Genomic DNA, 22,534 nt, shown 5'->3' on the forward strand with positions numbered 1-22,534 from the left:
GAAAACGGCGGGAGACATTCCTCAATTACACAGCGATAAAAACCATCCCTGTAAACGTTCGCCGCGGGTTGCCACGTTCAATCTGGTGATGGAACATTCGCCGCTGCGATTTCAGCGCCGCGCTATTTTCCTGTTGCTGTTGTTCCAGCTTCCAGGCAATCAGCAATCGCGCCAGCCGTTTGTTCGCATGCTGGCTGCGCTCTGACTGAACCTTCACGCTAATACCGGATGCCAGATGCGTGGCGCGCACCGCCGAGTCGGTTTTATTGACATGTTGACCGCCCGGCCCCGACGAACGCAGCGTCTCATAACGGATTGCATCCGATTGTTCCTGCTCATTAGCGGTAAAACGCCCAATGCCCAGAAACCAGTTTTTGCGCCCATGATGAGGCCGATACGGACTCGGACAAATCCACTGAATGGCGGGCGTTATTTTCATTGCAAGCTGGATTTAATGTTGCGGTTTATATCGCATATAAAAATTAGTAAACCACGCTCCCCGGCATTCAACGCGCTGCTGCTTAACTATCTGAAAACCATAACGTTCAAAAAAGGGTTTTGCGGTTATGCTGGCGTCCACCGTAAGTTCGGATTCAGACTTAATCAAAGGTTTTAACAAAGCGCTGGCAACCCCACGGCGGGTGTATTCAGGGTCAACAAATAACATATCGATATAATGTTCAATGCGGGAAATAAAACCAACCGGTTGTGCATTAATGACGGCAACCCGCACTTGTGATTTCGCGAGTTTCTCCTTCCAGCGAGATTCGTCAATCTGCGCCCAAGCGGCAATTTGTTGTGGTGAATAATGCTGACTGGCGGTCATCGTAACCGCTCTAATGAAAATAGCGCATAGTTGCTGAAAATCGCCAGGCTGATAGTCTCTTATTTGTATGTTATTCATAATATAAATTCAAAAACGCATGCGAAACGCTTCTGCCATTTTTCCAATTTTATGCATTTGGTTGTTATCTCGAGCCAGTTTATGAGGTTCAGGTTTCAGAATGGCAATGAGCAACCATGCTTGCTCATCAAACGCACCCTGACAATATACCAAATGCGCTTCGTCATTCGTTCTGCTGAATTGGCGCAACAGTGGCGGAAATGGATTATTCTCATTTGCCAGATGAATATGAGCAACTCGCTCAAATTTGATTAAAGGCCAGGTAAACGAGTCGTCGTAGAGTGCATCGCGACCAAATATATCTGGTAAAACACCGTCACGCTTATAGGAAATAAAATCCGCCGTTAACGCATCAAGTTCCTCTGCAGTAAGTTGCAGGCGAATAAGTTTTGTTTTGAATACCCGCATCCTTATTCCTTAAAGTCATTGAAATCATCATCCGTCATATCATTAAGATATTTTTCAGCGCGGCGTGTAATTTCCTCTAATCTTGCAGCACTCGGACGGAAGCGCGCCTTCACTGGTTTTTTCTCCTCTTGTTCAGCAAGCATGTCCATTAATGCTTCAAATGCGCTGGCACTTAAGAGATATCCTGCGGGGCGATTATTAGAAAGAACCGCAACCGGTTGATCAATAAAGTATTTTGCTGGATTTTTACGTAACTCAGTGATATTGACCGATTTTTCAGCGAGAATTCGATGCATACAGTGATCCCCTCATAATAATGCACACTAGAATATACATAATAGTATACATCATAATCCCAACACCAGTTGTCTTTCCATTTGAGGGTCAAGCAACGTCACATGCAGCCCCACCAGCCGCACACCGCGCCCGCCGCGGCGTTCATCCCAAGTTTTACGCGCGGTGGCGATTAAGTCAGCTTTATTCAGCCGCGGCCAGACGTGCTCCTGAGTGGTTTGCTGAAAATCGTCGAACTTTAATTTCACCCCCTGGCGAGCAATCAGTAAATCAGGTTTTACCTTTGCCAGACGGCGTTCAAGTTCCGGATACAGCCGCTCGATAATCGCTTCACATTCAGACCAGTGATGAATATCTTCCGCCATCGTGCGTTCCACGCCGACGGATTTTCGCAACCGTTCGCTGTTAACGTCGCGCTCGTCAATCCCCTGACTACGCTCCCACAAAATGCGGCCAAATTTGCCAAAGCGTTTAAGCAACGTCACCAAATCACACTTTTGCACATCACCGCAGGTTCGTAGCCCCATCGCTTCCAGCTTTGCTGCCGAGACTTTGCCAACACCGGGAATTTTTGCCAACGGTAAGGTTTGTAAAAATGCCGAAACTTCTGCCGGAGTAATCACAAACTGGCCGTTGGGTTTATTCATGTCGGAGGCGATTTTGGCGAGAAACTTAACTGGCGCAACGCCCGCAGACGCCGTCAGGTGCAGCTCGTTGAAAATCGTCTGGCGGATTTCCTGGGCGATGAGGGTCGCAGAACCGTGGCAATGGACACTATCGGTGACGTCGAGATAGGCTTCATCCAGCGACAGTGGTTCAATGCGCGAAGTGTAACGCGAGAAAATTTCGCGGATATGATTCGAGGCTTCTTTGTAGGCGTCAAAGCGCCCCGGAAGCAAGGTGAGATGCGGGCATAATTTGAGCGCCATCCCTGTCGGCATAGCGCTGCGTACGCCGAATTTACGCGCGGGATAATTGGCGGTGCTGATCACCCCCCGACGTTCGCGGCTGCCGCCAATAGCAATAGGGATATCGCGCAGGGCGGGATTGTCGCGCATCTCCACCGCTGCGAAAAAGCAGTCCATATCCACATGAATGATTTTACGCATTGCTCACCTCTCAACACTGGTAAAGTATACAGTGATTTCAGGGTTTGAGAAATGCGTAAAGATTCAGCATTTAACGCGTTCGCTGCGAAAGCACCTGCTGCTTATCCAGCTTTTGCACCAGCGGCTGCACCACTTTATCCCCATGCTGACCAAAGTATTGATACAGCATATCGGACGCACTTTTGGTCAGCACCATAATCTCAATGCGCCGATTACCCGCGCTTTGCGGATTTTTGGCGTCCAGCAGCATCTGGTCCGCCATTGCGCTCACCTGCATCACTTTATCTTCCGGCATTCCGGCCTCTTCCAGCACCCGACGAGCCGAAAGCGCGCGATCGCCCGAAAGGTTCCAGTTGTTGTAGATATTCTTTTTGTAGGCCATCGCATCGGTATGCCCGGTAATAATAATTTTGTTATCGAGCGAGTCGAACACTGGCGCGAGTTCCACCAGCAGCGTTTTAAAGAACGGCATAATCTTCGCGCTGCCACGTTCAAACATATTGCGGTTCTGGTCATCTTTAATCAGCACGCGCAATCCCTGGGGAACAATCTCCATCTCCAGATTCGCTTCCATATGCGCATCACGGGCAATGGTGTTGATACTGGTTGCCAGCTCGCCAAGCTCAGTGGCGGATTTCTTCTTCAGCAGCGCCGTTTTCTCGTTAACGTCGCGCACTTTTTTCTCCGTCTCTTCCGGCACCGCCACGGTGGCAGTTTTTGGCGGATAAGACGGGTTAATTTTATTTAACGGCGACAGCCCGCCGCCATTGAAAATCGACTGCCCGTGCAGCGCGGCGATAATGCTTTCACGCTCGGATTTACTGACGCTGTTGACAATCAACTTTATCGTCGTCACCAAAGGGGCCGAGCGTATTTCCGAGGTTTCTGCCCGCTTTACTCTGGACGCGATGCCCGGCAAACAGATGGCGATTGACGCCGATCTTAACGCCGGATTGATCAACCAGGCGCAGGCGCAAACCCGGCGTAAAGATGTTGCCAGCGAGGCCGATTTCTACGGCGCAATGGACGGGGCATCGAAGTTTGTGCGCGGGGACGCCATCGCCGGGATGATGATTCTGGCGATCAACCTGATCGGCGGTGTCTGCATCGGGATCTTCAAATACAACCTGAGCGCCGATGCCGCCTTCCAGCAGTATGTACTGATGACCATCGGCGACGGGCTGGTGGCGCAGATCCCTTCCCTGCTGCTCTCCACCGCGGCGGCGATTATCGTCACCCGCGTCAGCGACAACGGCGATATCGCCCATGACGTGCGCCACCAGCTGCTGGCAAGCCCGTCGGTGCTCTACACCGCCACCGGGATTATGTTTGTGCTGGCGGTGGTGCCGGGGATGCCGCACCTGCCGTTTTTGCTGTTCAGCGCTCTGCTGGGCTTTACCGGCTGGCGAATGAGCAAACGCCCGCAGGCGGCGGAGGCGGAAGAGAAAAGCCTCGAAACGCTGACCCGCACCATCACCGAAACCAGCGAGCAACAGGTCAGTTGGGAAACCATTCCGCTGATCGAGCCCATCAGTTTAAGCCTCGGTTACAAACTGGTGGCGCTGGTGGATAAAGCGCAGGGCAACCCGCTCACCCAGCGGATTCGCGGCGTGCGGCAGGTGATTTCCGACGGCAACGGCGTGCTGCTGCCGGAGATCCGCATTCGGGAAAATTTCCGCCTCAAGCCCAGTCAGTACGCCATTTTCATCAACGGCATAAAGGCCGATGAAGCGGATATTCCGGCGGATAAACTGATGGCCCTGCCCTCCAGCGAAACCTACGGCGAGATTGACGGCGTGCTGGGGAACGACCCGGCGTACGGGATGCCGGTCACCTGGATCCAGCCCACGCAGAAAGCGAAGGCGCTGAATATGGGGTATCAGGTGATCGACAGCGCCAGCGTGATTGCTACCCATGTGAATAAGATTGTGCGCAGCTATATTCCTGATTTGTTTAACTATGACGACATCACGCAGTTGCATAACCGTTTGTCGTCGATGGCACCGCGCCTGGCGGAAGATTTGAGCGCGGCGCTGAATTACAGCCAGTTGCTGAAAGTGTACCGGGCGCTGCTGACCGAAGGCGTTTCCCTGCGCGATATTGTCACCATCGCCACCGTGCTGGTCGCCAGTAGCACAGTGACCAAAGATCATATTCTGCTGGCAGCTGATGTGCGCCTGGCGCTGCGGCGCAGCATTACTCATCCGTTCGTTCGCAAGCAGGAGCTGACGGTGTATACGCTGAATAATGAGCTGGAAAATCTGCTGACCAACGTGGTGAATCAGGCGCAACAGGGCGGCAAAGTGATGCTCGACAGCGTGCCGGTCGACCCGAATATGCTCAACCAGTTCCAGAGCACGATGCCGCAGGTAAAAGAGCAGATGAAAGCGGCGGGGAAAGACCCGGTACTGTTGGTGCCGCCGCAGTTGCGTCCTTTGCTGGCGCGCTATGCAAGGTTGTTTGCGCCGGGGCTGCATGTGCTGTCGTATAACGAAGTGCCGGATGAGCTGGAGTTGAAGATTATGGGAGCGTTGAGTTGATTGGGGATTCTTTTCCATGCTTTGCACCATCTGACACCATTGATTGACGTCACACTGCAAACAGATTACGATGACACCATACAATGACGTCATGGATTGATAGTATGATTAAGGTCAGCGCGCTAGGCTCTCGTCATAGAAAAACATTCGACGATGTAATGACGGAGCCGCCAAAATCTGGAATTAAATGGGATGATGTTGTTGCACTCATTAAAGCGGTGGGTGGAACAATAAAAAATAACAATGGTTCCAGAAGGAAATTTCAGATTGGTACGACCAAATTCAGTACTCATGAGCCACATCCAAAGAATGTGATGGATAAAGGCGCAGTAACAGGTCTTAAGGAGTGGTTTGTTAACTGTGTAGGGGTAGATTATGAATAAAGCATCAAACATTATCACCATTAAAGGTCAACCGGCTGCAGTAACATTTGAAGCTGATATCAACGCATTTCGCGGCAAATTCCTCAATGTAAATGGTTATTGCGACTTTGTGGCGACAAGCATTGAGGCATTGTACCGGGAAGGTGAAAGTGCGCTGGATGAGTGGATGGCGGATTGTGAAGAGGACGGCATTGCCCCTTTTCGTGAAGAAGAAGAGCAAAAACGCCTGACGCTTCGTGTTCCTCATCACATCGATTCACGGCTGACCATTGTCGCCAGACAACATTCCATTTCAAAAAATCAGCTTATTGTTGATGTATTAGAACGTGAGTTTTCATCCCAGATGTAAACAGGTCGGATGCCATATGGCATCCGATTTTTTGCCTGATCGTCAGTATTCTCCATTTACAAAATCGTCTCTTCCGTCAAAATCCGCCGCGCGCCCAAAAAATGGTTCTGCCAGAAAGGTTCGGCTAACCGGCTTACCCGAATGGTTTCGCCGGTACGTGGCGACTCGATAAATTGCCCATCGCCCAAATACACGCCCATATGATCGGTTATCTCGCGGCTGTGGATATGGAAAAACAGCAAATCTCCCCGGCGCAGGTCGTTGTTCGCCACAATCGTTGCCCGATGGTAGTGATACATCTCATTGGCCGTGCGCGGGAGCTTCGCCTCAAGGATCTTGTTGTAGGCATAAAAAACCAACCCGCTACAGTCGAAGCCTTGATCGGGCCGCGTGCCGCCCCAGACATAAGGCTTGCCAAGCTGCTGCTCCAGGCGGTGAATCGCCACTTCGGTGATGTTATGCAGGTGATCGCTGCTTAAAAAGTGGTTGTTTTCCGCCAGCGACTGCCAGCGTCGGTCGCTCAGCTTCAGCGGGCCTGGGAACCATTCTGGATGCTGTTTTATCTGCTCCCGGTTGTGCTGGCGTAGCGCCCTTCTGCTTTCGGCATTGCCTTCCACAATGTAGCTCGCCTGTTTTTTCAGATGGGTTTGGTAGTGTTTTAATAAACGCGCACGGTTTTGCATCCGCTGGTGGGCGGCGTAGCTGAAAGAGATATGTGATGTGGTGGCGCTGGCAAGTAAAGGAAGCAAAAGGGACAAAGAAAACACGCCCAGGCGCAGCAATCTGTCGTGAGAGAACAAATACATGGAGGATATAAACCGGCTGAATGAAGATGAGAATATTAGAGGAAAGGAAGGAGAGGCGGGATTATTAATTGCTTATTTGCATATTACTATCGAGGTTTCATAACCTTAGGAAATAAGAAATAAACCGCTTTACATGCGCTTTTCGGACTTTTGAAAATCGCCACTTATGCTAAATTTGTAAACCCAGCGCCGACAGACTTGCGTAAAACTCTTTTGGTGATAATGTGAGCCTTCCAAATCCAGACTATTCCGATTTGGGATCTATTTTGCCGTCCTGGCGTGTGTAACCGTTTTATCAAGGAATAAGCAGTATGCGTAAAATCGCATTAATTCTTGCGATGTTGTTGATCCCGTGCGTTTCATTCGCCGGTTTGCTGGGCAGCAGTAGCTCTACCACGCCAGTGAGCAAAGAGTATAAGCAGCAGTTGATGGGATCCCCTGTCTACATCCAGATCTTCAAGGAAGAACGTACGCTCGATCTCTACGTCAAAATGGGCGAGCAATATCAACTGCTCGACAGTTATAAAATCTGTAAATATTCCGGCGGGTTAGGACCCAAACAGCGTCAGGGCGATTTTAAAAGTCCGGAAGGGTTTTATAGCGTTCAGCGTAATCAGTTAAAACCTGACAGCCGTTACTACAAAGCGATTAATATTGGTTTCCCCAATGCCTATGACCGTGCGCATGGTTATGAAGGGAAATACCTGATGATCCACGGCGATTGTGTTTCCATCGGCTGCTACGCAATGACCAATCAGGGTATTGATGAGATCTTCCAGTTCGTTACTGGCGCGCTGGTATTTGGTCAGCCGAGCGTGCAGGTGAGTATTTACCCGTTCCGCATGACCGACGCTAATATGAAGCGCCATAAATATTCCAACTTTAAGGACTTCTGGGAGCAACTGAAGCCAGGCTATGACTACTTTGAACAGACCCGTAAGCCACCGACCGTTTCTGTGGTCAATGGTCGTTACGTGGTCAGCAAGCCGTTGAGCCACGAAGTGGTGCAACCACAGCTGGCATCAAACTACACGCTCCCCGAGGCAAAATAAGCGCCATTCGCCTGGCATAATCTTTTGCCAGGTTTCATTGCCCGTCAGCGGCTGTGTCGCAATCACCGTGACCACATCATTCGGTGTGGTCTGCGAGCTGAAGTCGATTTCCACATCCTGATCCAGCAACGTTGCCACGCCAAACGGCGCGCGGCGGGTGATCCAGTGTAAATTAGTCGAGCAATACGCCATTACATAGCGCCCATCCGAAAGCAGCATGTTGAAAACGCCCTTCTGCCGCAGTTCGTCCGCCAGTGAGGCGATATATTTAAACACTGCTGCCATGTTGCCCGGCGTGCGCGGGTAACGCTGCGTTAATTTATGCAGCAGCCAGCAGAAGGCTTTTTCGCTGTCGGTTTCACCTACTGGGCGGAAGTTGCCAGTTTCCAGTGATTTGTAGCCCGTCAGTTGCCCGTTATGGGCATAAGTCCAGTTGCGTCCCCATAACTCGCGGGTAAACGGGTGAGTATTTTCCAGTGCCACCTCGCCCCGATTGGCCTGGCGAATATGAGCCACAACCGAACAGGATTTTATCGGATAGTCCTGGACCAGTTTGGCGATGGGGGAATTAAAGCTGGGTTGTGGATCTTTAAATGTGCGACAGCCTTTACCTTCGTAAAAGGTGATGCCCCAGCCATCTTTATGTGGCCCGGTTCCACCACCACGCTGCACAAGCCCGGAGAAACTAAAGCAGATATCGGTAGGGACGTTGGCGCTCATCCCGAGCAATTCGCACATCGGTAACCTCCACAACAGCGGGAGCGCATGGCCCCCGGCGAAGATTGATTTAAGAATTTTCAGGTCGGATGCGGCGTAAACGCCTTATCCGGCCTACGCCAGACTTACTTAACCATCTCTTTTTCAATCAACTGGATCAGGATATGGATCACTTTAATGTGGATCTCCTGAATGCGGTCGGCATAACCAAAGTGCGGAACGCGAATTTCGATATCCGCTGTGCCAGCCATTTTACCGCCGTCTTTACCGGTCAGGGTGATCACTTTCATCCCCTTCTCACGCGCCGCCGCAATCGCTTTGATCACGTTTGCTGAGTTACCGGAGGTGGAGATCCCCAGCAGCACATCGCCTTCGCGTCCTACGGCTTCAACGTAGCGGGAGAAAATATCGTTGAAACCAAAATCGTTGCCAACACAGGTGATGTGGCTGACATCTGAAATGGCAATCGCCGGATAGCCCGGACGGTTTTCACGGTAGCGACCGGTCAACTCTTCTGCAAAGTGCATGGCGTCGCAATGGGAGCCGCCGTTGCCACAGGAAAGCACCTTGCCACCGGCTTTAAAGCTGTCTGCTAACAGGACCGCCGCGCGCTGAATGGCGTGAATATTGGCGTCATCTTTTAAAAAGTTAGCCAGCGTTTCCGCCGCTTCGTTCAGTTCGTTACGAATAAGATCCTGGTACATGAGGATATCCTTCAGCATAAATGAATTAGACAAAATGCAGTGTACCGGATACCACCAAAAGCGAGAAGACCAGCGCGGTGGAATGACCAGGACTTTTTGACCCAAAGTGCGGATAAAAACAGCAACAATGTGAGCTTCGTTGTAATTATATTGTAAACGCATTGCTAAATAATTTTACATCTACTACAACCATATCATCACAAGTGGTCGGACCTCCTACAAGTAAGGGGCTTTTCGTTATGATGATTTTGAGTATTCTCGCTACGGTTGTCCTGCTCGGCGCGTTGTTCTATCACCGCGTGAGCTTATTTATCAGCAGTCTGATTTTGCTCGCCTGGACAGCCGCCCTCGGCGTTGCTGGTCTGTGGTCGGCGTGGGTACTGGTGCCTCTGGCCATTATCCTTGTGCCGTTTAACTTTGCGCCTATGCGTAAGTCGATGATTTCCGCGCCGGTATTTCGCGGTTTCCGTAAAGTGATGCCGCCGATGTCGCGCACTGAGAAAGAAGCGATCGACGCAGGCACCACCTGGTGGGAGGGCGATTTGTTCCAGGGCAAGCCGGACTGGAAAAAGCTGCACAACTATCCACAGCCGCGCCTGACCGCCGAAGAGCAAGCGTTTCTCGACGGCCCGGTAGAAGAAGCCTGCCGGATGGCGAATGATTTCCAGATCACCCATGAACTGGCTGATCTGCCGCCGGAGTTGTGGGCGTACCTTAAAGAGCATCGCTTCTTCGCGATGATCATCAAAAAAGAGTACGGCGGACTGGAGTTCTCAGCTTATGCCCAGTCTCGCGTGCTGCAAAAACTCTCCGGCGTGAGCGGGATCCTGGCGATTACCGTCGGCGTGCCGAACTCATTAGGCCCGGGCGAGCTGCTGCAACATTACGGCACTGACGAGCAGAAAAATCACTATCTGCCGCGTCTGGCGCGTGGTCAGGAGATCCCTTGCTTTGCACTGACCAGCCCGGAAGCGGGTTCCGATGCGGGCGCGATTCCGGACACCGGGATTGTCTGCATGGGCGAGTGGCAGGGCCAGCAGGTGCTGGGGATGCGTCTGACCTGGAACAAACGCTACATTACGCTGGCACCGATTGCGACCGTGCTTGGTCTGGCGTTTAAACTCTCCGACCCGGAAAAACTGCTGGGTGGCGCAGAAGATTTAGGTATTACCTGTGCGCTGATCCCGACCACCACGCCGGGCGTGGAAATTGGTCGTCGCCACTTCCCGCTGAACGTACCGTTCCAGAACGGACCGACGCGCGGTAAAGATGTCTTCGTGCCGATCGACTACATCATCGGCGGGCCGAAAATGGCCGGGCAAGGCTGGCGGATGCTGGTGGAGTGTCTCTCGGTAGGCCGCGGCATCACCCTGCCTTCCAACTCAACCGGCGGCGTGAAATCAGTAGCGCTGGCAACGGGCGCGTATGCGCACATTCGTCGTCAGTTCAAAATCTCTATTGGTAAGATGGAAGGGATTGAAGAGCCGCTGGCGCGTATTGCAGGAAACGCCTACGTGATGGACGCTGCGGCGTCGCTGATTACCTACGGCATTATGCTCGGTGAAAAACCCGCCGTACTGTCGGCCATTGTTAAGTATCACTGTACCCACCGCGGGCAGCAGTCGATTATTGATGCGATGGATATTACCGGCGGTAAAGGCATTATGCTCGGGCAAAGCAACTTCCTGGCGCGTGCTTACCAGGGCGCACCGATTGCCATCACCGTTGAAGGGGCTAACATTCTGACCCGCAGCATGATGATCTTCGGTCAGGGGGCGATTCGTTGCCATCCGTACGTGCTGGAAGAGATGGAAGCAGCGAAGAACAATGACGTTAACGCGTTCGATAAACTGCTGTTCAAACATATCGGTCACGTCGGTAGCAACAAAGTTCGCAGCTTCTGGCTGGGCCTGACGCGCGGTTTAACCAGCAGCACGCCAACCGGCGATGCCACTAAACGCTACTATCAACACCTGAACCGCCTGAGCGCCAACCTCGCCCTGCTTTCTGATGTCTCGATGGCGGTGCTGGGTGGCAGCCTGAAACGTCGCGAGCGCATCTCGGCCCGTCTGGGTGATATTTTAAGCCAGCTCTACCTCGCCTCTGCCGTTCTGAAGCGTTATGACGACGAAGGCCGTAATGAAGCCGACCTGCCGCTGGTGCACTGGGGCGTACAAGATGCGCTGTATCAGGCTGAACAGGCGATGGATGATTTACTGCAAAACTTCCCGAACCGCGTGGTTGCCGGGCTGCTGAATGTGGTGATCTTCCCGACCGGACGTCATTATCTGGCACCTTCTGACAAGCTGGATCATAAGGTGGCGAAGATTTTACAAGTGCCGAACGCCACCCGTTCCCGCATTGGGCGCGGTCAGTACCTGACGCCGAGCGAGCATAACCCGGTTGGCTTGCTGGAAGAGGCGCTGGTGGATGTGATTGCCGCCGACCCGATTCATCAGCGGATCTGTAAAGAGCTGGGTAAAAATCTGCCGTTTACCCGTCTGGATGAACTGGCGCACAACGCGCTGGCGAAGGGGCTGATTGATAAAGATGAAGCCGCTATTCTGGTGAAAGCTGAAGAAAGCCGTCTGCGTAGTATTAACGTTGATGACTTTGATCCGGAAGAGCTGGCGACGAAGCCGGTAAAGTTGCCGGAGAAAGTGCGGAAAGTTGAAGCCGCGTAATTGAATAACGGAGCCGAAAGGCTCCGTTTCTTTATCCGCTAATTATTTAAAATTAAAGCCATCCGGATGGTTTTCCAGGCTGCCGGTCAACGCCGCGAACAGCACCGTTTTACCATCAATCGAAAGCGCATCGTTCACATTCAGCCAGGTGAGTTTCTCTTGCGACGTTTTCTCATCAATAGTCGAGAACAGCCCCGTCATCTGATTAGATTTCTCGGACCACATCACAGCGATACGTTGCGAGCCACAGTCATGCGGTTTGCACGCGCTCATCACCTGATACGTCTCATCTCCCAATGTCACGGTTTGTGCGGGAGTATAAGTACCGCCTTTCACCACCCAGGCAGGCAGCTTATGCCCTTGCACCATCTGATTAAACGCAGCTTTGGTGGTTTCGCCCTTTGCCAGGCTGCTAATAGTTAAATCATCCTGCGCCATTGCACTGGTGGCGATGACCAGAGCGGCGACTGTCGTTATTGCCTTAAACATCATTCCTCCCGAGCTTATCCTGCCCATGTTATTAACCTCCTAAAGCCTGGCGATAACACGATAATTTGCAAATCAGATATTTCCAATATCAGCATTTGTTATCAATTTATTCCGCAGTAAGGTAATAGCCTGATAAGGTGTTAAAGTTATAAAACCCTTCGCATAAAGGAGTTGTACACCGTGCCTGGTTTGAAGATTACGCTTTTGCAGCAACCGTTGGTGTGGATGGATGGTCCTGCCAACCTGCGCCATTTTGATCGTCAACTGGAAGGTATTACCGGGCGCGATGTGATCGTTCTACCGGAGATGTTTACCAGCGGCTTTGCCATGGAAGCGGCAGCTTCGTCGCTAGCACAAGATGACGTAGTGAACTGGATGACAGCCAAAGCGCAGCAGTGCAATGCGCTGATTGCAGGCAGTGTTGCATTACAAACGGAGTCTGGTTCGGTTAATCGATTTTTGCTGGTTGAGCCTGACGGCAAGGTACATTTTTATGACAAGCGTCATCTGTTCCGAATGGCAGATGAGCATCTGCATTATAAAGCGGGCAATGCGCGAGTGATGGTGGAATGGCGCGGCTGGCGTATTTTACCGCTGGTGTGCTACGACTTACGTTTTCCGGTGTGGTCGCGCAATCTCAACGATTACGACCTCGCCATCTACGTTGCCAACTGGCCTGCACCGCGCTCTCTGCACTGGCAGGCATTGCTGACAGCCCGCGCGATTGAGAATCAGGCGTATGTGGCGGGATGTAATCGCGTCGGCAGCGATGGCAACGGCTGCCATTATCGCGGTGACAGTCGGGTGATTAATCCACAAGGCGAGATTATCGCTACTGCCGACGCGCATCAGGCAACGCGCATTGATGCGGAGCTGTCGATGGCTGTGTTAAGGGAATATAGAGAAAAGTTTCCGGCATGGCGGGATGCGGATGAGTTTAGGTTGTGGTGAGTGGGGGTTGTGTTTAGGGCCGGGGAGAGTCGGGGTAAGATTATGAAAGCCCCTGCAAGCAGCTAACTGAGGTAGTTAATGATGGCTGAACACGATATTACGCCAGAAGTCACCATTTCCAAAACACAGCGCCGCTATAAAGTCGGCTATGTCAGAGCCCGCCACATAAACAGCAAAACCTACATGACCACGTACTACTCACGACACCCCAGCCTGAACCTCAAGGGCGACTGGCTGAAAGAGGCCGGATTTGATACCGGACGGGGTGTCACGGTGAAGATTTCGGAGGGATGCCTGACCATCATCGCTGACAGTGACGAGGTGCAGGAGCTGCGGGAGGAACTGTATCAGGTTAAACAGGCTGTTAAGGGGATGCGTGACGGGATGTTTAGTGTGCTGAACGAGAGTTAAATAATAAAAAGCCGGGAAGATTTAATTTTTTCCCGGTTTTTTTATCTCATATATGACCAAACAAAATTCAAATTGAGGTTATTTCTTTGCCATTTTTATCGAATACCTGAGCATTTTCAATAATATTTTTATATTCAATATACTCATTGCCTTCTGATTGCCAATTAATTCCTTTATATTCCCACATAACAATCAACCCTAATAATTCCTCTGGATTTGTAGCTCGAAAAAATTGATTATCTCTCTTAGCATACCACTCGTAAGCACAATCAAATTCATCATCAGACATAATCTGAATGGATAATGTAACAGTATAACCTTTTAACCTGATTACACTAACACAAGGAGAAGATGTATTACCTGAGACACCTATATTAACATCACTCATAGCTCCTCCGTTTATAAATAAACTGTCTCACCCACATGGCCTAACATTATCCCCAGGAATCTGCCCATGAACTAATACTTCATTATTTCTACTCATATTTTGAAGTATATTATTTACATTCCTTCTGATGCTTTTATCGGATGATGATTTAAGTATCCCCTTCACTTTTTCTTGTGTTAGTACGGAAATATAACCTGCCTTTTCTAATTCAGCAAGATCAGCGACAGAAACTTTAACCACTTTATTGGAGAAGAAATCTGCTCCTCGTGAACTGGGTGAAGATTTATTTTTAGTACTAAAAGACGTTAAACGCCCATCACCTTTTTCTTCAATATGATTCACAATATCTTCTGCTGATATTATTCCTTCTTTCGGAAGTCCAATTGAGCCTCCGCTATAATTACCATCGCCTCTAAATACATTATTGGTATCTATTCCAGGAATTGCACTTAACCCCAGAGGATCAATATATGACAGCGGATTAGGCGCGTAAGCATAGAGGTTTATTCCACCCGCCAGCCCTATCGGGTCCTGGCTGATAAACCGCCCGCACTCCGGCGCATAATATCTGAACAGATTGTAATGCAGTCCTGTTTCTTCGTCAAAGTACTGCCCCGGCAGTCGCAGCGGCTGTTCAAAGTACGCCCCGCTGTTGCTGATGTCGCCCCGGTTTTCACCAAATCCCGCCTGGTAGCCTGCCCACACCAGCGTCCCGTCCGCTGTGGTCACCTCCTGCACCGTTCCCGTCAGGTCCGTGTGGTAATACCAGATTTTCCGGCTCTCTCCGCGCCCGGTGATGGCCGCCACCGGCGTGTACGGCTGTTCCGCGTCGTACAGGTATGTCCGCTTCCCCTGCCACGTTGTCTCCTGCAACAGCCGGAACCCTTCCCACACAAACGTCGTCCGGCTTCGTTCTCCCCGGTCGGCATGGAGATTGCTGGTCGCCTTGCTGATGCGCCTGCCCAGCGCATCGTACTGATACCACGTCTCGCTGTTGCTGCTGATGACTCGCGTTAACTGGCCCTGTGCGTTCCACTCCAGTTGCTGGTCCCTGCGTTCTGTCAGTTCGCCCCATTCGTTATAGCGGTAACGGTCACGCCCGTAGCCCGGCAGGCGGTTATCCGGCACCGCTCCCTGATACTCGTCCGTCAGCAGGTTGCCCGCTTTGTCGTAATAATAATGGTCATGGTCGTACATCTGTCCCGTGCGGCTGGTCAGCCAGCCGCTGCGGTCATAGCTGAACACCAGGCAACCGCGCAGTTTGTCATTGATGCCGCCAACTTCACCGTCCGCATTCCAGATATAGTCCCGCGCCGTCACGCTGTCGTTCTGCGCCGGGGGGTTACCGGTCTGCTGCGGATTCTGGCTGCCGCCCGGCAGGCTGCGCTGCCAGCTTAACCGGTTGTCGGCGTTGTAGCCGCTGAACGTCGCCAGTTTCCCCTGCGTGCGCATCACCTGACGGTGCAGGCTGTCACGCTCATATTCACTGACCGTGATACCGTCCAGTGCCGTCTGGAGCAGATGCCCGCTGCCGTAGTAAAGATGGCTGAGATGCTGCCCGCCCGGCAGGGTAATGTCGGTGGGATTGCCCAGCGCGTCACGCCGGTACTTTATGCTGCCGTGCACGCTGTGCTCTGCCGTCAGCCACCCGCTGCGGTCATAATCAAAGCGCACCCTGTCCGCCTGCATGTGGTGCAGCCGTTCCCCTTCTTCCGTCGGGGTGAGCGTCACTTCCGTTATCTGGTCAAGACGGTTGTAGCTGAAGGTCCGTGTACTGTGCTGCGTGTCACTGCGCAGCAGGCGGCCCAGCACATCACGCTCCTGCCGCTCATTAAGCATCCCGCCTTCTGTACCCTGCGTCTGGATGATGACCGGATACCCGCCCGCATTCAGCACAAACATCCGTATCAGGCCGTCCGGGCGCTGTTCTCCCGTCAGCCGTCCGTCGCCGTCGTAGCTGAACCGGTAAAGCGCCCCGTTGCCGTTGCTCAGGCTGGCAATCCATCCCTCCGCGGTATAATGCCAGCGCGTCTCCCGTTTCTCTTCATCCGTATGGAGCGCCAGCAGCCCGCGCGGCGTATACTGCCAGGACTGTACGCTGCCCGTGATGCGACGGTGGCTGCTCAGTAACCCCAGCGCGTTCCAGGTGTAACGGTCCTGCTGTTTACCGGGGTGGCTGACCGTCTCCGGCAGCCCCAGACGGTTATAGCTGATGCGTACCGTTTTCCCTTCCGCGTCCGTCACCGCCGTCAGATTGCCGTCTTCATCGTATTCATAACCCGTGGCGCGCCCCGAACAGTCGGTGTAACGCGTCAGTTGACCGCGCGCATCGCGCGCCAGCGCAACCTCGCCGCCCCGCGCATCCGTGCGGCTGACCGCCAGCCCCTGTTCATCATACCCGTAGCGCGTGACGCGTCCTTCCGGGTCTGTCTCCCGTATCACCTGACCGTGTTCGTTGTAATCCGCCTTCCATACGTGGTCGTCATCCAGTGCCCGGCGCGTGATTTCAGCAAAACTGCCGTTCCACTGCGTCTGTGTCACCCGCCCTGCCGCGTCCGTCTCTTTCACCACCCGGCTCAGGGTATCGTATTCCAGCGTTACCCTGCGTTCGCCGGGGAGTTCCACCTCTACGGGAAAATGGTTTTCGTTGTACCTGAAGCGGTACATTCCGCCGCCCGGCGTCCGGTGAGCAGTCACATACGTATCTTCATCAAACCACCACTGCCACTTCTGCTCCGGCCTGCCAGTTACCACCGTCTGCCCACCAGCAAAATCATAGTGGAACCGGTAATCCTCACCGTCGCTGGTTGAGTGCTCCACCCCCCTGGGAACCCCCTCAATCTCTTCCCAGCGGTAGGTACAGGTAAAGCCCGTCGCGTTGCGGTGCTCTGTCATCAGGCCATTTTCATAGGCAAACTGGCGTACCGTCACACCGGCCCCGTTCACCACGCCAGTCAGTTGCCCGTTATCGTCGTAGCGATATTCCACCAGGTTACCGGGACGCCCGCCTTTCACCAGTTCAATATGCGAAAGTCTTTCCCCTGCCGGCGTCATTGTGCGGTGCAGTAACAGATGGTGCCCGCTGCTGGAAGCCACCCGCACCAGCCTGCCGTTCTCACGCCCGAAAGCAATTCGCTGCCGGTACGGTGTCTCCATAAAAAGTAATGGCGCGACGCCGTGGTCATCAAACTCATCAAACACGTAGTAGCTGCGGTCGGTGTAATGCAGCACATAGCGTCCGTCATGCAGGCGGCTAAGGTAAAACTGCTCTTCGGGGTCAAATATCTGGTGACCCGGTGTCAGCATCGCTTTCGGATAACTTAACTCCCGACCTTGTCCGCCAATCAGAGTGATATGTTCCTCATCAGCTCGCAGGGTTATTTCCCAGTTCAGCCGCCATCCTCTGCCCAGCAATCCTTCAGTTTCCAGGTGGCTGGCATAAAAGCGCGAACAGGTAACAGGCAGACGACCCGGCAGGGTGAAATCCGTTTCCGGCAGCAGAATTTTTTGCCCTGTAGTGACATCCACCGGGTTACTGAACAACCCCATAGCGACCTCGGAAACGGCCATCCCGGTAATTTCGCCGCCAATAAATTTGGCCGCGCATTTTGTGCCAAATTTCGACCCCATCTTTGCCGCCTGGCGTGCGGCTCCGGCAAGTCCGCCAAGCATTCCGGCGACCACATACAGCACATCCACCACCTGACGCAGCCAGTCAGGGATTTCCGGGCTGATTTCCAGTACCGTTTGTGTACCACCGCCGAGAAAGACATTGGGGGAGCCGTCCTCAATCACTGCATCACACTCAGTGTGGTCATCCTTGCGGGCAGCTGGCTGGCTGTTGATGTAGATGTTGCCGGAACCCTGGGCAATGCGGATTTCCGGGGAATGGTCTTCGCATATCACCGTACTCAGTACGGCGCGGGCGGCCGGGCGACTGTTGGTGCTGACATTATCAGAACCGGTCAGAATTTTTCCCACTGTGGAATGTATCGAGCGCCCGATGGCTTCTCCCAATTGCAGGACTCCGGAAGCTATCTGATCAGCCAGAAAACTCAAAATCAGCCCAGCCAAAAAGCCGCAGGTAACAAAAGCAAAGCTGGCGACGGCAATAATGGCGATACCTATGATGGCCCCTATCAAAAACCCGGCAAGGGCGCTGGTGTGGTAGATGGGATCATCCACCCGTGCGGCTTCATACATGACAAAACCTCCCTGTTTTTTTAGCTTTTAGCAGGCTGAAAACTGGTCAACCATGCAGTCCATAGCTGGTCGGTGTGCTCATCAAAAGGACGCTGACTGGTCAGCGTCAACACCAGTACCTTTGCTGGCCCGGTGATAAACCCGGCTTGACGCTGGTACACTTCTGTTTTTCCAGAACGATGAGTTGCGAGAATCTGTTCACCTGTCATGGCAGCTTCGCCAGTTCCCGCCAGTGCCGTTCCCCGCGAAAGTACCCGGTGCTGGCCCAGGTTTTTTTTCATCAAGGCTATCTGGCGGTCAATATAGGTGGTCAGGTTTTCATCGGACCTGAGCGTATCGCGGGAAATATTCAGACTGGGAGTTGCCCTCTCATTGCCCAACGGGACGAAGATATTGACGGTGCGATCAAGAAAAGTTTCAGGCAGGGCAAAGCTGCCCTCCTGAATACGGTAAAGGCTGGTCATAGATAAAATCCTTTTATTATTTTTTATTCAGAAGCATCCGGAGTGGATAACGGGGCAATATCATCCGCAGTAATGGCTTTTCCGCCATCCGGGTTCATATCAATGCCACTGCCAATGAGTTGCATAACATCGCTGGTGTGCAGTAAAAGTTGTTTTCCGCAAAACTCAATCGAGCCATCCTTGTGTAATACAAGCGCTGCATTGCCGCAACGAAGGGTAAATTGATCGCCAACATCCAGACGATATGTCGTTCCGACATTGATGGTTTGAGCCAGTTTGACGGAAAGACCATCATTTTTTGTGATGGTGGCATTACGGTCTTCTCCCACGCTGATGGTTTCATTTTTGACAATGGTTTTTGTGCGATCGACCATGATCGTGTGGGTTTCATTGTTTTTTACCGTAGTATTCAGGTCTTTTTCCGCGTGGAACTTCACTTCTTCCGCACCAGTTTTATCGTCAAAGCGCAGCATATTTCCGTTAGTCGGCCCTCCCTGCAATGAGTGGCTGAATATCCCACTCTGCGACGCCATGCCCGGCAGCCCCCACGGCGGCATGGTGTCCTGGTTATAGGTGCGCCCCACGATGATGGGCAAATCCGGATCGCCGTTTTTGAAATCCACCAGTACTTCCTGGCCAATACGCGGGATCTGGATCATGCCAAATCCTTTCCCTGCCCACGGATAGCTGACACGGACCCAGCAGGAGCTGTTTTCGTCATTGTTACCGTAACGATCCCAGCCAAACTGCAGCTTCACCCGGCCATATTTATCCGTCCAGATTTCCTGCCCCGCCGGGCCGGTGACAATGGCGCTCTGCGGGCCTTTGGTGTGGGGTTTGCTCAGGGTTCGTTGTGGGCGGTAAACTTCGCTGGTGGGGTGCAGTTCAAACGTGGTGACATAGGTAAAATGCTGATCCTGACCGCTGTGCTGCGCATTATCCCGTAAAAACAGCGTGGTCTGTACCAGCAGATATTCCTGATTAATTTCTGCCGTCGGGTGATTCATCAACGTAAAGGAGTACCCGGTCATGAGGGTACGGATATGACCGGCCCCATGTGCCCGGCTGCCTGGGCTGCGCTGCGCTTCCATACGAATGCGCGTCAGCATCTCGCCCTCGACCGTAGTGAAGTAATCACCAGGCCATTCGTAATGCTCGTATTCAGCATGACCGGTATCACGCGGACTGGCCACGGTACTTTTCAGCAGCGAACGCGGCTTCATGAAATCAAAATCGTCCATCACCCACTTTCCAGTACGCAGCCTCTCACTGGCCGTAATGGTATGGATAAATTCCTTATCCAGCTTCAGTCCCTCCTGGTGCCACTCCACCAGCGGCGAGTCAGGGCACGCTTTATGACCATTGATGGCATCCGCCAGCACCAGCGTGTGGCTGTTCTCGCTGTGCTCAAACCACCAGTAAATCCCCCATTCCTGCATCAGGCGCTGGATGAAATCGAAGTCGGTTTCACCATACTGCACCTGCCAGGCGCGGGGTGGATAATTTTCCACCAGCCGCTTTTCCACCGGAAAAGAATATTCATCCAGTACTTCATCGAGAATATCCACCACGGTTTTATTCTGGAACGCTTTGTAGTCGCTGGTGTGGGTCAGCAGCTTCAGCCACGGCTCAATGCGTAATTCATACGTTACCGAACGGCCCTCATGGCCGACCACCCTCGCCGCCGTCACCAGCCCGCTGATATACCGTTTTCCGCCACCGTCCAGTTCGATACTGATGCACAGGTCTTTGCCCACCATGGGCTGAAGCGGCAGGTTAGCAGCGGGGGAAACGTACCCCAGGTTCAGGGCGTCCGGCGTTTTAAGCTGTACTGTGTAGGAAAACAGATTCCCAAGCCCTTCCGAACCATTCATGCCTGCAAACAAAAGCATCTGCGGCGGCACCGCACTACCACTTACTGTGACGTTATGCGCGCCCGGACCACCGGCTGCAATCGACGCCGCCGCATCCTGAACTGCACCAGCCATATCCGATATCCCTGCTGCTGCAGCGGCAGCCTGAGCAGCAGCTACTGCGGCTTTAACCAGACCTGACGGTTCCGGCAACGCACCAAACAGGTCCGCCGCGGCCTGTTCTGCCATCTGCTCGGCTGCATCAGCTACATCGGTTGCGGCTGAACCAGGGCTTATACCACCACTTTCTCTGGCTATAAGTGGCGTGGAGATAGCTGGCCCACCGTTACTGCCAGATTTATTACCCGTAGATACAAAACTCATGATATTTATTCCTTTAATATCGGATTAGAATTTAGCGCCCGGCTGCCAGAAAAAATAAGAAATAACCCGCCACTGTCCATCTTTATAATGAAAAAAACATGTCAGATTTAAATCCCCCCGCAAATGCCAAAACATTTCTTTGATGGGGATATTTCTGAATTCAGGATTTGTTGAGCGATAGGTACTTTCAATTTCTATATAATATTCGCCTACAAGTTTATAACGAGGCTTTATAAATTCATACGCTGGCTGACCATAGTTATTTAATAGAACATTCTCTTCAACTCTATTATACACACCACTCGCATTCAGATAAGCATGTACAGGAATATCAGGCATGCTATTTTTCGCCCCACCCACTATCAAAAAAATAATCACAGCGTATATTAGTTTCATTTTTTTACGCTTTTCACAAAAAAATTAGAACCCGGAACCATTCTATTTAACCGCTCAATGACATTTCCCATATAACGAGAGCGCAGTTCCATACCAATATTCATTAACGCACTGGCGTCCCCGGAGAATGGTGTAGTTGCTTTATCTGCATCATCACTATAGTATTCATCAGCAAGATATCCAATAATATGCCCAAGCTCGTGAGACAGCCCTATTTGCTCATGGCAAACTTTTGATGAACCAAGACATTTAGCTGCTGCAACTATATCTTTAGAGTCAAGTTCAACGTATCGACTATTCCAGACAATGGAACTCTGTCGAAAACTATTTGGATCATCATTATCAATTTTAAACACCACCACATCCCAATACCCATGACGATCAGTCTGAATTATTTCTATTGTGAAAGATAAATCCTTGCCATTAAACTTACTGACAAACTCAGACTTCCCAGAAACGGATAAAAAAAATCTTATTATTCCATGTTTGATTAATGACAAAAATAACTTTCCCATGAAAGGCATTTTTCTCCATATCTGTCCAATCAGTTTTTGCATCCCATCTTTTTATCCAATTATATTTCCATCTGAGCAACAATGAGATTGCACCATTTTCACGGTCAATTTTTAAATCTCCCCAGGCATCATTGTCCCTGATATATCGTTTATCCAGCATTAAGTCGTCATAAGCATCGTATGCCTGCTGAATAGCCTCATCCTGAGAGTTACCCATGTTCACCTCCTTATATTGCTATATATCCAATAAACCTGAAGATGCTTGCTTACCCACCAACGCAGATGGGACCAAGAGTAGCCTGAAGTAAACAGATAGCAATCAACTTGAAGTTCATGGGTATATTTGTTTCCCCATCTGCACGTTTATCGTCATATTTTTGTATAGCTATTCTCAGCATTCGTGGGCACATTATTTTTTCTCCAGTCGCAAAGCATCCACATACCGCCCCTTGCTGTTCTGCTGCCAGAACCATCCATGCCCCTGCTGCGCCTGCGTTAACATTTTTGCTAGCCAGCACGGTCACGGCAGG

Annotated in this window: 23 protein-coding genes and 2 pseudogenes; 7 read left to right on the forward strand and 18 right to left on the reverse strand. The window is 51.8% G+C overall.

The features are described 5' to 3' along the window. Nucleotides 1-25 precede the first annotated feature (25 nt). From prfH to lafU, 6 genes are all read right to left on the reverse strand, one after another. Nucleotides 26-439 carry a peptide chain release factor H gene (gene prfH / locus FEK43_RS22060; RefSeq protein ID WP_276606398.1) on the reverse strand — a complete coding sequence of 138 codons (414 nt, stop codon included), beginning with the start codon at nt 437-439 and terminating at the stop codon, nt 26-28. Between the two features lie 12 nt (nt 440-451). Then, nucleotides 452-904: a GNAT family N-acetyltransferase gene (locus FEK43_RS22065; RefSeq protein WP_135406107.1), complete on the reverse strand. Its 453-nt coding sequence runs from the start codon at nt 902-904 to the stop codon at nt 452-454. Nucleotides 905-913: 9 nt separating this feature from the next. Further along, nucleotides 914-1,312 (reverse strand): type II toxin-antitoxin system mRNA interferase toxin YafO, encoded by a 399-nt coding sequence (gene yafO, locus FEK43_RS22070; RefSeq protein ID WP_135406106.1) that lies wholly within the window; start codon nt 1,310-1,312, stop codon nt 914-916. 2 nt (nt 1,313-1,314) lie between these two features. Beyond that, nucleotides 1,315-1,608, reverse strand: a complete 294-nt coding sequence (yafN, locus tag FEK43_RS22075; protein ID WP_135406105.1) for a type I toxin-antitoxin system antitoxin YafN — start codon at nt 1,606-1,608, stop codon at nt 1,315-1,317. A 51-nt stretch (nt 1,609-1,659) separates the two neighbouring features. Then, nucleotides 1,660-2,715: a DNA polymerase IV gene (gene dinB / locus FEK43_RS22080; protein WP_130209685.1), complete on the reverse strand. Its 1,056-nt coding sequence runs from the start codon at nt 2,713-2,715 to the stop codon at nt 1,660-1,662. A gap of 70 nt (nt 2,716-2,785) precedes the next feature. After that, complete coding sequence (gene lafU, locus FEK43_RS22085; protein WP_167850455.1) at nt 2,786-3,571, reverse strand: putative lateral flagellar export/assembly protein LafU; 786 nt, start codon at nt 3,569-3,571, stop codon at nt 2,786-2,788. Here lafU and FEK43_RS22090 point away from each other — a divergent pair. The 3 genes and pseudogenes from FEK43_RS22090 to FEK43_RS22100 all read left to right on the forward strand — a co-directional run. After that, nucleotides 3,543-5,255 (forward strand): annotated as a pseudogene (locus FEK43_RS22090) (flagellar biosynthesis protein FlhA); the annotation flags it as partial. The gene lafU and the pseudogene FEK43_RS22090 sit on opposite strands and share 29 nt — an antisense overlap. Before the next feature lie 104 nt (nt 5,256-5,359). Continuing rightward, entirely contained in the window at nt 5,360-5,638 is a 279-nt protein-coding gene (locus tag FEK43_RS22095; RefSeq protein WP_130209691.1) for a type II toxin-antitoxin system HicA family toxin, read from the forward strand. Continuing rightward, on the forward strand, nt 5,631-5,987 hold the full coding sequence (locus tag FEK43_RS22100) for a type II toxin-antitoxin system HicB family antitoxin (protein ID WP_130209693.1): 357 nt from the start codon (nt 5,631-5,633) through the stop codon (nt 5,985-5,987). The genes FEK43_RS22095 and FEK43_RS22100 overlap by 8 nt, the downstream gene beginning before the upstream one ends. A 56-nt stretch (nt 5,988-6,043) precedes the next feature. Here the strand turns inward: FEK43_RS22100 and FEK43_RS22105 are convergent, their stop codons facing one another. Beyond that, nucleotides 6,044-6,793, reverse strand: coding sequence for a C40 family peptidase (locus FEK43_RS22105; RefSeq protein WP_135406103.1), 750 nt, complete (start codon nt 6,791-6,793; stop codon nt 6,044-6,046). Between the two features lie 311 nt (nt 6,794-7,104). Between FEK43_RS22105 and dpaA the strand changes: the two genes are divergently transcribed. Then, a complete protein-coding gene (gene dpaA, locus FEK43_RS22110) occupies nt 7,105-7,845 on the forward strand; it encodes a peptidoglycan meso-diaminopimelic acid protein amidase (protein WP_001225679.1) in 741 nt (246 codons plus the stop codon). On the opposite strand, the gene FEK43_RS22115 is transcribed toward dpaA, so the two are convergent. Further along, nucleotides 7,816-8,583, reverse strand: a complete 768-nt coding sequence (locus tag FEK43_RS22115; protein WP_096977180.1) for a class II glutamine amidotransferase — start codon at nt 8,581-8,583, stop codon at nt 7,816-7,818. The two genes, dpaA and FEK43_RS22115, sit on opposite strands and share 30 nt — an antisense overlap. A gap of 104 nt (nt 8,584-8,687) precedes the next feature. Continuing rightward, entirely contained in the window at nt 8,688-9,266 is a 579-nt protein-coding gene (gene lpcA, locus FEK43_RS22120) for a D-sedoheptulose 7-phosphate isomerase (RefSeq protein ID WP_016159301.1), read from the reverse strand. Nucleotides 9,267-9,505: 239 nt separating this feature from the next. On the opposite strand from lpcA, the gene fadE reads away from it, so the two are divergent. Further along, nucleotides 9,506-11,950 carry an acyl-CoA dehydrogenase FadE gene (gene fadE / locus FEK43_RS22125; RefSeq protein ID WP_000973094.1) on the forward strand — a complete coding sequence of 815 codons (2,445 nt, stop codon included), beginning with the start codon at nt 9,506-9,508 and terminating at the stop codon, nt 11,948-11,950. Nucleotides 11,951-11,992: 42 nt separating this feature from the next. Here the strand turns inward: fadE and ivy are convergent, their stop codons facing one another. Next, nucleotides 11,993-12,439: an Ivy family C-type lysozyme inhibitor gene (ivy, locus tag FEK43_RS22130; RefSeq protein WP_205712940.1), complete on the reverse strand. Its 447-nt coding sequence runs from the start codon at nt 12,437-12,439 to the stop codon at nt 11,993-11,995. Nucleotides 12,440-12,619: 180 nt separating this feature from the next. Here ivy and yafV point away from each other — a divergent pair, with 180 nt between their 5' ends. Then, nucleotides 12,620-13,390 carry a 2-oxoglutaramate amidase gene (gene yafV / locus FEK43_RS22135; RefSeq protein WP_135406102.1) on the forward strand — a complete coding sequence of 257 codons (771 nt, stop codon included), beginning with the start codon at nt 12,620-12,622 and terminating at the stop codon, nt 13,388-13,390. Nucleotides 13,391-13,471: 81 nt separating this feature from the next. Continuing rightward, on the forward strand, nt 13,472-13,801 hold the full coding sequence (locus tag FEK43_RS22140; protein ID WP_135406118.1) for a SymE family type I addiction module toxin: 330 nt from the start codon (nt 13,472-13,474) through the stop codon (nt 13,799-13,801). A 67-nt stretch (nt 13,802-13,868) separates the two neighbouring features. On the opposite strand, the gene FEK43_RS22145 is transcribed toward FEK43_RS22140, so the two are convergent. From FEK43_RS22145 to FEK43_RS23250, 8 genes and pseudogenes are all read right to left on the reverse strand, one after another. Then, a complete protein-coding gene (locus tag FEK43_RS22145; protein WP_138158707.1) occupies nt 13,869-14,189 on the reverse strand; it encodes a hypothetical protein in 321 nt (106 codons plus the stop codon). A gap of 27 nt (nt 14,190-14,216) precedes the next feature. After that, on the reverse strand, nt 14,217-18,392 hold the full coding sequence (locus FEK43_RS22150) for an RHS repeat-associated core domain-containing protein (protein ID WP_240783150.1): 4,176 nt from the start codon (nt 18,390-18,392) through the stop codon (nt 14,217-14,219). 20 nt (nt 18,393-18,412) lie between these two features. Then, nucleotides 18,413-18,856, reverse strand: a complete 444-nt coding sequence (locus FEK43_RS22155; protein ID WP_135406100.1) for a DcrB-related protein — start codon at nt 18,854-18,856, stop codon at nt 18,413-18,415. A gap of 23 nt (nt 18,857-18,879) precedes the next feature. Then, entirely contained in the window at nt 18,880-21,093 is a 2,214-nt protein-coding gene (gene tssI / locus FEK43_RS22160; RefSeq protein ID WP_135406099.1) for a type VI secretion system tip protein TssI/VgrG, read from the reverse strand. A gap of 24 nt (nt 21,094-21,117) precedes the next feature. Next, nucleotides 21,118-21,489 (reverse strand): hypothetical protein, encoded by a 372-nt coding sequence (locus FEK43_RS22165; RefSeq protein ID WP_131162131.1) that lies wholly within the window; start codon nt 21,487-21,489, stop codon nt 21,118-21,120. Beyond that, nucleotides 21,486-22,004: a hypothetical protein gene (locus tag FEK43_RS22170; RefSeq protein ID WP_240783151.1), complete on the reverse strand. Its 519-nt coding sequence runs from the start codon at nt 22,002-22,004 to the stop codon at nt 21,486-21,488. Before FEK43_RS22170 ends, FEK43_RS22165 begins: the two co-directional genes overlap by 4 nt. Continuing rightward, entirely contained in the window at nt 21,931-22,221 is a 291-nt protein-coding gene (locus FEK43_RS23245; RefSeq protein WP_240782992.1) for a hypothetical protein, read from the reverse strand. The genes FEK43_RS22170 and FEK43_RS23245 overlap by 74 nt, the downstream gene beginning before the upstream one ends. A 192-nt stretch (nt 22,222-22,413) precedes the next feature. Further along, nucleotides 22,414-22,534, reverse strand: a pseudogene (locus FEK43_RS23250) (cytoplasmic protein); the annotation flags it as partial.

It is taken from the genome of Escherichia sp. E2562, assembly GCF_005781075.1.
In the GTDB taxonomy this organism is placed as follows: Bacteria; Pseudomonadota; Gammaproteobacteria; order Enterobacterales; family Enterobacteriaceae; genus Escherichia.

What these genes read in the sequence shown, in the direction of transcription:
- prfH (WP_276606398.1), bottom strand. Translation starts at nt 439, where the DNA reads ATGAAAATAACGCCCGCCATTCAGTGGATTTGTCCGAGTCCGTATCGG.
- FEK43_RS22065 (WP_135406107.1), bottom strand. Translation starts at nt 904, where the DNA reads ATGAATAACATACAAATAAGAGACTATCAGCCTGGCGATTTTCAGCAA.
- yafO (WP_135406106.1), bottom strand. Translation starts at nt 1,312, where the DNA reads ATGCGGGTATTCAAAACAAAACTTATTCGCCTGCAACTTACTGCAGAG.
- yafN (WP_135406105.1), bottom strand. Translation starts at nt 1,608, where the DNA reads ATGCATCGAATTCTCGCTGAAAAATCGGTCAATATCACTGAGTTACGT.
- dinB (WP_130209685.1), bottom strand. Translation starts at nt 2,715, where the DNA reads ATGCGTAAAATCATTCATGTGGATATGGACTGCTTTTTCGCAGCGGTG.
- FEK43_RS22095 (WP_130209691.1), top strand. Translation starts at nt 5,360, where the DNA reads ATGATTAAGGTCAGCGCGCTAGGCTCTCGTCATAGAAAAACATTCGAC.
- FEK43_RS22100 (WP_130209693.1), top strand. Translation starts at nt 5,631, where the DNA reads ATGAATAAAGCATCAAACATTATCACCATTAAAGGTCAACCGGCTGCA.
- FEK43_RS22105 (WP_135406103.1), bottom strand. Translation starts at nt 6,793, where the DNA reads ATGTATTTGTTCTCTCACGACAGATTGCTGCGCCTGGGCGTGTTTTCT.
- dpaA (WP_001225679.1), top strand. Translation starts at nt 7,105, where the DNA reads ATGCGTAAAATCGCATTAATTCTTGCGATGTTGTTGATCCCGTGCGTT.
- FEK43_RS22115 (WP_096977180.1), bottom strand. Translation starts at nt 8,583, where the DNA reads ATGTGCGAATTGCTCGGGATGAGCGCCAACGTCCCTACCGATATCTGC.
- lpcA (WP_016159301.1), bottom strand. Translation starts at nt 9,266, where the DNA reads ATGTACCAGGATCTTATTCGTAACGAACTGAACGAAGCGGCGGAAACG.
- fadE (WP_000973094.1), top strand. Translation starts at nt 9,506, where the DNA reads ATGATGATTTTGAGTATTCTCGCTACGGTTGTCCTGCTCGGCGCGTTG.
- ivy (WP_205712940.1), bottom strand. Translation starts at nt 12,439, where the DNA reads ATGTTTAAGGCAATAACGACAGTCGCCGCTCTGGTCATCGCCACCAGT.
- FEK43_RS22140 (WP_135406118.1), top strand. Translation starts at nt 13,472, where the DNA reads ATGGCTGAACACGATATTACGCCAGAAGTCACCATTTCCAAAACACAG.
- FEK43_RS22145 (WP_138158707.1), bottom strand. Translation starts at nt 14,189, where the DNA reads ATGAGTGATGTTAATATAGGTGTCTCAGGTAATACATCTTCTCCTTGT.
- FEK43_RS22150 (WP_240783150.1), bottom strand. Translation starts at nt 18,392, where the DNA reads ATGTATGAAGCCGCACGGGTGGATGATCCCATCTACCACACCAGCGCC.
- FEK43_RS22155 (WP_135406100.1), bottom strand. Translation starts at nt 18,856, where the DNA reads ATGACCAGCCTTTACCGTATTCAGGAGGGCAGCTTTGCCCTGCCTGAA.
- tssI (WP_135406099.1), bottom strand. Translation starts at nt 21,093, where the DNA reads ATGAGTTTTGTATCTACGGGTAATAAATCTGGCAGTAACGGTGGGCCA.
- FEK43_RS22165 (WP_131162131.1), bottom strand. Translation starts at nt 21,489, where the DNA reads ATGAAACTAATATACGCTGTGATTATTTTTTTGATAGTGGGTGGGGCG.
- FEK43_RS22170 (WP_240783151.1), bottom strand. Translation starts at nt 22,004, where the DNA reads ATGGGAAAGTTATTTTTGTCATTAATCAAACATGGAATAATAAGATTT.
- FEK43_RS23245 (WP_240782992.1), bottom strand. Translation starts at nt 22,221, where the DNA reads ATGGGTAACTCTCAGGATGAGGCTATTCAGCAGGCATACGATGCTTAT.